The sequence below is a fragment of the Bradyrhizobium sp. WSM1417 genome (assembly GCF_000515415.1).
GTDB lineage: Bacteria > Pseudomonadota > Alphaproteobacteria > Rhizobiales > Xanthobacteraceae > Bradyrhizobium.
The window spans coordinates 4,967,111-4,978,756 of record NZ_KI911783.1 but is presented as its reverse complement, the minus strand read 5'-3'; the positions used below and the strand labels follow the sequence as shown (position 1 = coordinate 4,978,756).

Genomic DNA, 11,646 nt, shown 5'->3' with positions numbered 1-11,646 from the left:
GGCCGAACGACTTGGCCTCGCCGCTGAAAAGCGCGCCTGACTGACGACCCTCCCTCCAGATCTCGACGACACCCACCGCGCTTCTGAGCGCGGCTAAACGTTTATCTATCTTAAAGGACGATCCCCATGACGACGGGAACTGTGAAGTGGTTTAACAGCCAAAAGGGCTTCGGATTCATTCAGCCGGACGAAGGCAGCCAGGATGTCTTCGTTCATATCAGCGCCGTTGAACGCGCCGGCATGAATACCCTCAACGAAGGGCAGAAGGTTTCGTTTGAAATCGTTGCAGATCGCCGGACCGGCAAGTCTGCTGCTGAAAATCTGCGCGCCGCATAGGCTGCCGCAATCTCAATGACGTTGCTTTGACCACGGATGTACTGGCAGAGCTTCGGATCTTAGACCCGCGACCGTTTACCGGCCGCGGGTTTTTTGCGCCGGCTGCCGGCCGTCGCGAATGAGAACGCGAACGGTGTTTCGCGTAAAGATTCCACATAAGAGCAGTCGAGCTCCGACGGCAGCGAGCGCTGGCGGATGACTATGACGCCGCCCGCGACGCATCGGCCGACAGCCGCCCAAGCAGCGACCTTGCCGTATCCGACGGGGATAGCGAATCCACCGAGACGATGGGATCGCTGCGCATCTCGTGCTTGCCGTTCGACGTGTGCCGCATTACCGCGGAGAGGCGGCGGGCGATCATGTGAGCGGTGCGGAAGTCGGTCTCGGCGAACACGACGATGACCGACCCGTCCTTTTGCGCCACGCCAAAATCCATCTGTCGCATCAGGCGGCTGAGAATGCGCGCGGCATCGAGTTGGGCGCGGGAATTGCCGGGGTCGAAAGCGAAGCGCGCGACCGAGAGGCCGCCGCCGCGGGCCAGCGTCTGCTCGACCGCCTTGGCAAAATCGCGCGCAAAGGCTTCCACCGTGAGCAGGCCGCTGCGGGGGTCGAGCCAGCCGCCGGCATCGATCGAGCGCAGCGTACGGCTCAGCTGGGCTTCCATCGCGTGCTGGCGGATCAGGGGTAGCGCGTTGGCGGCGACCTTGGGCGGATCGCCCGGGATCAGCTCGAGATTGGGCAGGTCGTAAGTCTGCGTGAGCTGATGCGCAGTGACGATCACGGGCAGGCTGCGGAAGCGGGTGTCCTCGGCGAGCACCGTGAGGAAGGCATCGGTCACGCGGGGGGTAAAACCTTCGGCGAGCACGACGCCGTCGAGGTCGCGGGTGTTGAGATGCTTGGCCGCGGCCTCGATCGAGAGCGCCCCGACGACGCCGACGCGCTCGCCGAGCGCAACGGAAAGCGCGGGGTAAGCCGCGCCGCGACCGATCAGAAGCACCGTGGCATCGCGAACGGGATCAGCCTCCGGCAGCGCGACTTTCACCTCGGGCAGCCGGCGCAGCACCGTGGCATGGAGCGTGCGAATCCGTAGTGCGGCGCGAAGCCGCGCGATCAGGCGTTCGGAATGGCCGGCGCGCGAGGAGGAGAAAGGCAGGGCGTTGTGCGGGAGTGCGCCTGCCGCATCCAGCGCCACGAAGGGAAGGTAAGGCGATTGCTCCGCGATCTTGCTGGCGAGCAGCGCCAGATGCGGCTCGTGCCCGGCGTCCATCGCGGCGAGAACCACGGCCGGCTGCACCTCGTCGACCGCGCGTGTCGCGCCGGCCCAGCTGGTGTCGATCACGGGGAAGAATCGCGCCTCGTCCAGCGCCGCGATGAAGGCCGGCCGCTCGCCATTGGACACAAACAGGATCGGGCCGGCCTGGGACATCGAGAGACTCTGATCACGCGACAGGTGCCGCGCAATCTAGTCCTGCCGCCTTAATGCAGCGTCAATGGAACGGTCGAAACTCCGCTTAGACCGGCCCGGAACGGTCGCGAAAAGCTTCAACCATCAGGGGGTTAAGCCCGAGTTCGCTGAGCGCCTCGCGGGCGCGGGCATTGTCCTGGGCGCGGCCCGCGAGTCGGTGACCGGAGAGCCGGTCGGGCAGCGCGGTCAGCAGCGCGCCCTGGCCGAGCCGGCGCGCCCATTCCTGGAGGTCGTTGGAGAGGAAGCGGTAGCCGCCGACGGCCATGATCCCGGAGGGCGGCGCGGTAATGCAGATTGCGCCGCTGGGACGGTCGAGCCGCGCGGCGTAGCCGGTGTCGACATAGTCGCGTGGCGGCTGCGCGATCAGGGTGTCGCCGGCCGGCGGCGGCGGAGCGTAGGCCGCGATCGGCACCATCGGGCCGCGCAGCCCGAGCGTGCCCTTCGGCGTCAGCAGAATCTCGCCGGCGATCGACGAACCCGACTGCTCGCGCGGCGCGCCGTGCGGTCCCGGCATCACCGGCACCGGCATGCCGTCCTCGCCACGCCGGGCGCCGAACAATCCGGCCTCGCCGAACAGATAGACGTCCGTGAACGGCGCATGCGGCGCGATCCAGGCCTCGCTCGCCGCAACCTGCTCCGGGGCGCGCCACAGGCCGATGACGTTGCGCAAGGTCGGCATCCGCGCCGCCAGATCGGAATCGCCGAGCCGCTGGGCGAACTGTGCCGGTGCGATCAGCACGTCGCATTCGTGCGCGTTGATCTGCTGCTCCAGCACGTCGTTCTCGAACGGATGATGCAGCGCCAGCGTGCCGCCGCACAGCAGCCACACCGCGAGCGAGGAGGCGAGCCCTGCGAACGACATCGGCGTGAACGCCGCCATCACGGTCGCGCCTTGCCTGATGTCGGCTTCCAGCGACATCGCGAGCCCACCGGCGATCAGGCTGAAATGCGGCCGCGGCACCGGACGAAAGCCTTCCGCGGTGACGTCGAAGGAGATCATCGCCGCCTTGCGGCCATCCTGAATCACGGCGCGCGCGGTGCCGGGCGGGCGGGCCAGCACGTCGTCGAGCGAGGCCATGCCTTCGGGCAGGTTGGTGCCGAAGCCGCAGACATGGCGAATCGAGAAGGCTTCCGCGGCCGCGTGCATCGCGAGATCGGCATAGCTGACGCCGTCGACCGTGCTCATGGTGACGATGGCGCGCGCCGCGGTACGATTGAGAGCTGCGGTCAGTTCGGCATGGCGCCAGAGCAGCGGCAGTACGGCGACGACGAGGCCGGCGCGATGGGCGGCGAGCACGGTGAGCACGAACTCGACCGTGTTCGGCAGCTGGATCGCGATGACGGAATTGGCCGGCAGGCCTGATTCGACGAAAAAGGCGGACAGCGCCTCGATGGCGGTGTCAGCCTCGGCATAGCTCATCCGCCGCGGCTGGTGCCCGGTCACGCGGAACTTGTTCAGGGGGTCGAGCAGGGCGGTCGCGTGCGGCTGCCGCATCAGCGTGCGCTGAAACAGCGTGTCGAGCGTCGGCGATACGGCTGGCTGGTTCACGGCGTCACTTTGCTTGATGAGCTTCCGGCTGCCCCTTCGACCACCAGGTCTCCGGCAAATAGCCGGACAGCGAGGTGGCCTCTGGCCGTTCTATCCGATTCCAGCGCGCGATCCATTGCTCGGATACGTTAAACAGGGGGATTGTATAGAAACCGGAGATCAAAGCGCGATCGAGCGCCCGCACCGCGGATACGAAATCCGTATGTTCACGGGCTTCCAGCAGTGCGGCGATCATCGCATCGACCGCGGGATCCCGGACCCCCATGTAGTTGCGGGTGCCCGGACTGTCGGCGGCAGCACTCCCCCAGTAGAAATATTGCTCGTTGCCGGGCGACAGCGACTGGTCCCAGCGGTTCTGGATCATGTCGAATTCGTAGGCTAGCCGGCGCTGGTCGAACTGCACGGGATCGACCGATCGCACGCTCGGCTCGATGCCGGCGCGCCTGAGGTCGCGCTGGAACGCAAGCGCGACGCGTTCCTGGTCGCGGGTCGTGACCAAGATCTCGAAGGTGAAGAGCGCCTTGGTCGCGCGGTTGCGCAGCACGGTGCCGTCGAGATCGTAGCCGGCCTCCGACAACAGCTTCAGGGCCGCGCGCAACGTGGTCCGGTCGCGCCCCGAACCGTCGGTTACCGGCAGGCGGTAGCGGCCGTCCATGATGTCAGGCGGGATCTGCGCGGCGAACGGCTTGAGCAGTTCGCGCTCGCGCGCATCCGCAGGCTTGCCATACGCTGACAGGTCCGAGCCGGCAAAATAGCCGGCGACGCGCGAGTAGAGGTTGAAGAAGTAGTTGCGGTTGACCAGCTCGAAATCGAACAGCAGCGTCAAGGCTTGGCGCACACGGATGTCGGCGAAGACGGAACGCCGCGTGTTGAACACCAGAAATTCGGAAGGTTGCGGCACGCCCGGCTTGAATGTGTCGCGGATCACATCGCCATTCTTCGCCGCGGGAAAGTCGTAGCCGTCATGCCAGCGCAGCGGCTCGTGCTCGATGCGGAAATCATAGAGGCCGCGCTTGAAAGCTTCGAACTGGCCGTTGGCCTCGCGAAAATAGTCGAGCCTGATCTCGTCGAAATTGTAGAGCCCGCGATTGATGGGGAGGTCACGGCCCCAATAGTCGGGATTGCGGGTCAGCGTCACGCTGGCACCGGGCCTCACCGCGGTGACGCGATAGGGGCCCGAGCCGACCGGGCCCGTCAGCGTCGTCTCCTCGAAAGCCGCGACGTCGACCGCGTGTTTCGGCAGGATCGGCATCAGGCCGAGGATCAGCGGCAGTTCGCGGTCATTGGCCCCCGCAAGGTCGAAGCGGACGGTGAGGGGATCCGGCGCCTCGGCGCTTGCGACCTTGCCGTAATATTGCCGGTGGTTGGGGCGGCCGTGGTCGCGCAGCAACTGCCAGGAGAACAGCACGTCCTCGGCGCGGACCGGCTTGCCGTCGGAGAAGCGGGCACGGGGATCGATGTGGAACGCGACAAAGCTCCGCTCGTCATCGGTCTCGACCGATCTGGCGAGCAGGCCGTAGAGCGTGAACGGCTCGTCATTGCCGCGCGCGAGCAGGCTTTCGACCACGTAGTTCCTGACCGGCTGCACGGCCAGTCCCTTGACGATGAAGGGATTGAGGCTGTCGAAGGTGCCGAGAACGCCCCAGGTCAGCCGGCCGCCTTTCGGTGCTTCAGGGTTGACGTAAGGCATGTGGGTGAAATCGCCAGGCATCACCGGCTTGCCGTGCATGGCGATGGCGTGGGCTTCCGCGGCCCTTGCGCCGCTTGCGGGGAGCCCCAAGGCGAACGGGAAGGCCAAGGCGAAAGCCAGGATGAGGAGGCGGACGCAAAGACCCTCAGGGCGGCCCTCGAGAAGGCGCTGGAACATGAACATCTGCACACGTTGATTCGAGGACCGGCGGGGCCTGAATCCTATCACAGGGAGTTTCCCCGGGGCGCACGCCGGCAGGCCGCCAAACACGCTTGTCGGCATTGATCTTTTCGTCGGCCACGTTAAGAAGGCACGCAATCGCGCAAGAGCGCCGAGCCCGTCACTTATCTGCCTCATTTGACGGGAAGAGAGCCGCGCCCAACGCGGCCAGGCTCGGTGCGTCGAAGCGGTTCGGGCACTTCCCGTTCAGAAAGGGTTTTCCGCAATGAATTTCCGTTACTTGGCCGCGTCCGTCCGGCCGCGCGGGCGACTTCTCGCCTTGTTGACGGCGACGGCGTTGGCCGTCCCGTTTGCCGCCGAGGCTCAGGCTCCCGCGCCAGCTCCGGGCGCCCCCGCGCCGAAGGCTGCCCCGAAGGCCGCTCCGAAGGCTGCCCCAAAGGCGCCGGCGCCGGCCGCTCAGGCACCCGCCCAGCAGGCACCCGCCCAGGGCGCTCCGGCGCAGGGCGCTCCAGCGCAGCAGGGCGCGGCCCAGCCCGCGGATCAGCAGATCCAGCTGATCTACGCCCCCTGGACCAAGTTCTGCCTCAAGGGCCAGGACGCCAATGCCAAGCAGGTCTGCTTCACTGGCAAGGACGGCCGTATCGAGTCGGGCCAGCCGGTCATCGCGGCCGTCATCATCGAGCCGGAAGGCGAGCCGAAGAAGATCCTGCGCGTGACGCTGCCGCTCGGCATGCAGCTGGTGCACGGAACCCGCATCATCGTGGACAACAATGCGCCGTTGCAGAGCCCGTATGTGATCTGCTTCCAGAACGGCTGCATGTCCGACTACGAGGCCACGCCCGAGTTCATCAACAGCATGAAGAAGGGCCAGAACCTCGTTGTTCAGGCGATCAATGCCAACGGCGCGCCGCTGACCCTGCCGCTGCCGCTCGCGGGCGAATTCCAGAAGGCCTATGACGGTCCGCCGACCGACCCGAAGGTGTTCGAGGAAACCCAGAAGAAGCTCCAGGAAGAGCTTCAGAAGAAGGCTGACGAGCAGCGCAAGAAGCTCGAGCAGCAGGGCACGCCGCCGGCCGGTCAGAAATAATCGGGGCCAATCCCGGACATGAAAAAGGCGCTCGGTTCGAGCGCCTTTTTTGCTGGCCGGTCGATGGCTGCGAAACTCAGTTCAACGACGGATTGCGCGGGCGGTAACCGCCGGTCTTGTCCTTGACGAAGATCTCGGCGACCTGGGAATGCCGGACCGGTTCGCCGGAATCGTCCGGCACCAGGTTCTGTTCGGAGACGTAGGCGACGTATTCCGACTCCGCGTTCTCCGCGAGCAGGTGATAGAACGGCTGGTCCTTGTGGGGCCGCACCTCCTCGGGGATCGATAGCCACCACTCCTCGGTGTTGTTGAATTCCGGATCGATGTCGAAGATCACGCCCCGGAACGAGAAGATCCGGTGGCGCACGACCTGTCCGATCTGGAATTTGGCGGTCCGCGCTTTAATCATTCTCCGTCGATAGACCAGGATTGTGGCCGATGCTAGTGCCCTGATCTGGAATTAACCCGCGGGTGCGGGGCAGATAGCCCCCAAATCTTCAGAAAACACTTCATCAATGGTCGATATCCTCAATCTGGCTCTACCTTATTTCGGCTTGATCTTCGTTGGATTCGCCTGTGGCAAGGTCAAATCCCTGCCGGAATCGGGCCTCGCTTGGATGAACTTCTTCCTGCTCTATGTGTCGCTGCCGGCGCTGCTGTTTGCGATCATGTCGAAGACGCCGTTCTCCGAATTGAACAACCCGCCATTCCTGGTCGCGACCACGCTGTCGACGGTTGCGGCGTTCACACTCGCGCTGGTCGTCGGCAAAGTTCTCGGCGGGCTGACGCTGCGCGAGGCGACGCTCGCCGGGCTCTCCGGCGGCTACGGAAATATCGGCTACATGGGACCAGGCCTGGCGCTCGCCGTGCTCGGGTCCAAGGCCTCGGCGCCGACCGCGCTGATCTTCTGCTGCGACAGCATCTTTCTGTTCACCATCGTGCCGCTGCTGATCGAGCTCTCCGATCGCGATCATCCCTCGATCGTGCATGCCTTCGGCGTCGTGCTGAAGCAGATCGTGCTCAACCCGTTGATCATGTCGGCCTGTTTCGGCGCGGCCTTCGCATCGCTCCATATCGAGATGCCGGTCGCGCTCGATCGCACCATCACCTTCCTCCAGAACGCAGCCGCCCCGACCGCATTGTTCGTGCTCGGCGTGACCGTGGCGCTCCGCCCGTTCGATCGGGTCCCGTGGGAGGTGCCGGGCGTGATCGCGATCAAGCTCCTGGTCCATCCGCTGGCAGCGTTCGGCCTGATGCTGGCGTTCGGACCGTTCGCGCAGCCCTGGGCCGCGACCGCCGTGCTGATGGCCTCGCTGCCGCCGGCGCTCAACGTGTTCGTCATCGCCCGGCAGAACGACGCCTGGATCGAGTCCGCCTCCGTCGCGGTGCTGCTCGGGACGTTTGCGTCCGTGGTCACCCTGACCAGCGTGATGTGGGCGATCCAGACCGGCCGGTTGGCGTTTCCTTGAGCGGCGGTTACTTCCGCCAGGTCGGCGTCAGGCCTTCGCGCATTGCAAAACGCCGGAGCGGGCCGATCGCGCCGAGCAGGTGCATGCCGACCGCGCGGACGGGCTGCAGCGGCAGGAAATCGTTGAGCAGCGAGCGGTTGGCGATGTCGATCGCAAAGGTCCGGCTCAGGATGTCCGGACGCCGGGCTCGGTCGTAACGCGCGAGCACGTCGGGTGCGCCGGGATCCTGGCCTGATGCGATGGCCTCGCCCGCGAGCCTCGCAATGTCGGCGGCATCGCGCAGGCCGAGATTGAGACCCTGGGCGCCGATCGGCGGAACCACATGGGCGGCTTCGCCGACCAGCGCGATGCGGTCGCGGCCAAAGGATTTGGGACGTTCGATCGCGAGCGGGAACAGGTGGCGGCCCGGCTCGACCGTCATGCGTCCGAGGATCGAGTGCGACTGCTTCTCGATCGCGGCGGACAATTCCTCGTCGCTGAGGCCTCGAAGCCGTTCGGCGTCCGCGGGCGCCGAGACCCAGACGACGCTGGAGCGATCGCCGGGCAGGGGCACGAACACGCAAGGACCATGCGGCGTGTGGAACTCGGTCGAGACGTTGCGATGGGGCCGCGCGTGGCCGACGTTGAAAGTCAGCGCCGTCTGGGTCAGCTCGCGCCGCGTCACCGCGATGCCGGAGGCTTCGCGGCAAAGCGAATGCCGGCCGTCGGCGCCGACCACGAGGCGGGCGGAGAGAAATTGCGCCGCGGCGGTGCGGATCGCGACGTCATCGGCTTCGATGACGACAGTTTCGGCCTCGTCATCGAAACGGACGAGACCGGGCAGCTCGGCCGCGCGCGCTTCCAGCGCCAGCATCAGCGAGCGGTTGTCGATGTTGTAGCCGAAGGCATCGCGGCCGATTTCATGGCAGGAGAACCGGACCTCAGGCGCGCGGAAGAGCCGGCCGGTGTCGTCGACGAGCCGCATGATTTCGAGCGCGGCCGCCTTGTCCTTGCAGCGCGGCCAGACGTCGAGGCTCTCCAGCAGATCGACGGAGGCACCGAGCAGCGCCGTGGTGCGATTGTCGGCATAGGGCACGCGACGCGCCACCAGTGCGGTCCGTGCGCCCGCCTGCGCCAGTGCGATGGCCGCGCTAAGTCCCGCCGGTCCGCCGCCGATCACGGCTGCGTCAAAGAGTGTCGATGCATCTGTCATGGAACGACATTGGACACGCCCCGCGGCAAATTCAAGCCCACTGATATTTCCCTGATTTTATGACGAATTGTGCGACCGGGCGCCGCAATGGCTTATGTGCAAATCGGTGTCATTCTGATAGCAGAAGCCATGGACAGCCAAGAGGATTCCCTGAAGCCCAAGCCCGCGATCCGCGCCGCTGCCTTCTCGGTGCACATTTTCACCGCGTTCGGTGCGGCGATCGCGCTGCTGGCGATGCTCGAGGCCGTGCGCGAGCACTGGGCGGCGATGTTTCAATGGCTGGGCGTCGCCCTCATCATCGACGCGATCGACGGACCGATCGCGCGCCGGCTCAACGTCAAGGACGTGCAGCCGAACTGGTCGGGCGACGTGCTCGATCTCGTGGTCGATTTCGTCACCTACGTCTTCGTGCCGGCCTATGCGATCGTGGCCAGCGGCTTGCTGCTGCCGGTCGCAGCACCCTTGCTCGGAATCGCCATCATCGTCACCAGCGCATTATATTTCGCCGATCTGCGCATGAAGGCGGACGACAATCATTTCCGCGGCTTTCCGGCGCTGTGGAATGCGGCGGCGTTCTATCTGTTCCTGCTGCACTGGCCGCCGCTGCTGTCGACGCTGCTGGTGGCAAGCCTGGTGGTGCTGACCTTCGTGCCGTTCCATGTGCTGCATCCGGTGCGCGTCGTGCGGCTGCGCTGGCTGACAATGACGCTGATCGCGATCTGGGCTCTACTCTCCTTCTACACGCTGCAGATGGACTTTCGCGTCGGCACTGGCGTAACTGTCGTGCTCTGCGCGATCGCGCTCTGGATCAGCTTCAGCGACGCATTGATACGGCTGACAAGATCCTTCGCATGATGCACCTGTTGACCAGCCCCGAAGCCTGGGCCGCGCTCCTCACTTTGACCGCGCTCGAAATCGTGCTCGGCATCGACAACGTCATCTTTCTGTCGGTGATCGTCTCGCGCATTCCCGAGAAGCAGGCGCACCGCGCCCGCCAGATCGGGCTCGCACTGGCGCTGATCTTCCGCATCATCCTGCTCAGCCTGCTGGTCTGGCTGATCGGCCTGACCGCGCCGGTGTTTTCGTTTTCGGGTTACGGCTTCTCCTGGCGCGACCTCATCCTGATCGGCGGCGGCCTGTTCCTGATCGCGAAGGCCACGCACGAGATCCATGGCGAGGTCGAAGCCGATGACGGCGAGAGCGGCGGGAAGTCCCCTCGTAACGCTTTCTTCTGGGTCATCGTCCAGATCGTGATCATCGACATCGTGTTCTCGCTGGACTCGATCATCACGGCGATTGGCATGGCGCAGGACCTCGAGATCATGATCGCGGCCGTCGTGATCGCCTGCCTGATCATGTACATTTCGGCCGGGCCGGTGTCGCGATTCGTCGCGGAGCACCCGACCACGAAAATGCTGGCGCTGGCCTTCCTGGTGCTGATCGGGGTCGCGCTGGTTGCGGACGGATTCCAATTCCACATCCCGCGCGGCTACATCTATTTCGCGATTGCGTTCTCGGCGGCGGTCGAGTTCTTCAACGTGCTAGCGAAGCGCAACCGCAGGAACACTCGCAAAGAACCGTCGGTCTAGGCGGTCCAGCCGGGTCGAGTTGACAAGGCGGGCGCGATGTCTTTCGCTGGCCCGCGAGAAGAGGAGGTCAGGTGATGACCAAAGCCGTCCGTGTGCACAAGGTCGGAGGCCCCGAAGCCCTGGTCTATGAGAGCGTCGATGTTCCGGCGCCCGGGCCCGGCGAGGTGCGCATCGTCCAGCATGCCGTCGGCCTGAACTTCATCGACGTCTATTACCGCACCGGCCTCTACAAGGCGCCGGGGCTGCCCTTCATCGCCGGCAACGAGGCCTCGGGCGAGGTCGTCGCGGTTGGGCCAGGCGTGACGAATTTCCATCCGGGCGACCGCGTCGCCTACTACCACAATCTCGGCGCCTATACCGCGGAGCGCAACATTCCCTGGGAGCGGCTGGTCAAGCTGCCGGACCACATCACCCACGAGCAGGGCGCCGTGCTGATGTTGAAGGGGCTGACGGTCTGGTATCTCCTGCACAAGACCTTCAAGGTCGAGCCGCATCATCGCGTGCTGATCCATGCCGCGGCCGGCGGCATCGGCCTGCTCGCCTGCCAATGGGCAAGAGCCATGGGCGCCCACGTCATCGGCACCGTCGGCTCGCGCGAAAAGGCTGCGCTTGCCGAGGCCAATGGCTGCGACCATGTGATCCTCTACAACGAGGAAGACTTCGTCGCGCGCGTCAAACAGATCAGCCGCAACGAGGGTTGCGACGTCGTCTATGACGGCGTCGGCAAGGCGACGTTCCCGGGCTCGCTGTCCTGCCTGAAGCCGCGCGGGATGTTCGTCTCCTTCGGCAATGCCTCGGGCCCGGTGCCGCCGTTCTCGATCGCCGAGCTCAACACCCACGGCTCGCTGTTTGCGACCCGGCCCAAGCTCAACGACTATATCGGTACCCGCAAGGAGTTGCTGGAAGGCGCCGACACGCTGTTCGCCGCCGTCATCAACGGCAAGCTGCACGTGCCGATCAATCATGCCTACGCGCTCAAGGACGCCGCCAAGGCGCATATCGATCTCGAAAGCCGCAAGACCACGGGCGCGTCGATCCTGAAGCCGTAACTCACGGTCATTGCGAGCGAAGCGAAGCAATCCAGAATCT

General features: G+C 65.3%; 11 protein-coding genes. 6 read left to right on the top strand and 5 right to left on the bottom strand.

Features of this window, described 5'->3' with window-relative positions; translation table 11 throughout:
• The first annotated feature begins 126 nt into the window (after positions 1 to 126).
• A complete protein-coding gene (locus BRA1417_RS0124200; RefSeq protein WP_027518024.1) occupies positions 127 to 336 on the top strand; it encodes a cold-shock protein in 210 nt (69 codons plus the stop codon).
• 199 nt (positions 337 to 535) lie between these two features.
• Here BRA1417_RS0124200 and BRA1417_RS0124195 read toward each other — a convergent pair whose 3' ends face one another.
• The 3 genes from BRA1417_RS0124195 to BRA1417_RS0124185 form a co-directional block, all read right to left on the bottom strand.
• The gene (locus tag BRA1417_RS0124195; RefSeq protein WP_027518023.1) at positions 536 to 1,762 is read right to left on the bottom strand and encodes a hypothetical protein; all 1,227 of its coding nucleotides are present in this window, start codon (positions 1,760 to 1,762) and stop codon (positions 536 to 538) included.
• Positions 1,763 to 1,847: 85 nt separating this feature from the next.
• A complete protein-coding gene (locus tag BRA1417_RS0124190; RefSeq protein ID WP_027518022.1) occupies positions 1,848 to 3,350 on the bottom strand; it encodes a class I adenylate-forming enzyme family protein in 1,503 nt (500 codons plus the stop codon).
• 4 nt (positions 3,351 to 3,354) lie between these two features.
• The gene (locus BRA1417_RS0124185) at positions 3,355 to 5,223 is read right to left on the bottom strand and encodes an extracellular solute-binding protein (RefSeq protein WP_027518021.1); all 1,869 of its coding nucleotides are present in this window, start codon (positions 5,221 to 5,223) and stop codon (positions 3,355 to 3,357) included.
• Positions 5,224 to 5,485: 262 nt separating this feature from the next.
• Between BRA1417_RS0124185 and BRA1417_RS0124180 the strand changes: the two genes are divergently transcribed.
• Positions 5,486 to 6,307 (top strand): invasion associated locus B family protein, encoded by an 822-nt coding sequence (locus BRA1417_RS0124180; protein WP_027518020.1) that lies wholly within the window; start codon positions 5,486 to 5,488, stop codon positions 6,305 to 6,307.
• A gap of 76 nt (positions 6,308 to 6,383) precedes the next feature.
• On the opposite strand, the gene hspQ is transcribed toward BRA1417_RS0124180, so the two are convergent.
• Complete coding sequence (gene hspQ, locus BRA1417_RS0124175) at positions 6,384 to 6,716, bottom strand: heat shock protein HspQ (protein WP_027518019.1); 333 nt, start codon at positions 6,714 to 6,716, stop codon at positions 6,384 to 6,386.
• A 106-nt stretch (positions 6,717 to 6,822) separates the two neighbouring features.
• Here hspQ and BRA1417_RS0124170 point away from each other — a divergent pair, with 106 nt between their 5' ends.
• A complete protein-coding gene (locus BRA1417_RS0124170; RefSeq protein WP_027518018.1) occupies positions 6,823 to 7,776 on the top strand; it encodes an AEC family transporter in 954 nt (317 codons plus the stop codon).
• 7 nt (positions 7,777 to 7,783) lie between these two features.
• Here BRA1417_RS0124170 and BRA1417_RS0124165 read toward each other — a convergent pair whose 3' ends face one another.
• Positions 7,784 to 8,968: a UbiH/UbiF family hydroxylase gene (locus BRA1417_RS0124165; protein WP_027518017.1), complete on the bottom strand. Its 1,185-nt coding sequence runs from the start codon at positions 8,966 to 8,968 to the stop codon at positions 7,784 to 7,786.
• A gap of 87 nt (positions 8,969 to 9,055) precedes the next feature.
• On the opposite strand from BRA1417_RS0124165, the gene pcsA reads away from it, so the two are divergent.
• From pcsA to BRA1417_RS0124150, 3 genes are all read left to right on the top strand, one after another.
• Positions 9,056 to 9,823 carry a phosphatidylcholine synthase gene (pcsA, locus tag BRA1417_RS0124160; protein ID WP_027518016.1) on the top strand — a complete coding sequence of 256 codons (768 nt, stop codon included), beginning with the start codon at positions 9,056 to 9,058 and terminating at the stop codon, positions 9,821 to 9,823.
• Positions 9,820 to 10,557, top strand: a complete 738-nt coding sequence (locus BRA1417_RS0124155) for a TerC family protein (RefSeq protein WP_027518015.1) — start codon at positions 9,820 to 9,822, stop codon at positions 10,555 to 10,557. Before pcsA ends, BRA1417_RS0124155 begins: the two co-directional genes overlap by 4 nt.
• Before the next feature lie 74 nt (positions 10,558 to 10,631).
• Positions 10,632 to 11,606 (top strand): quinone oxidoreductase, encoded by a 975-nt coding sequence (locus tag BRA1417_RS0124150; protein WP_027518014.1) that lies wholly within the window; start codon positions 10,632 to 10,634, stop codon positions 11,604 to 11,606.
• Positions 11,607 to 11,646: the final 40 nt, after the last annotated feature.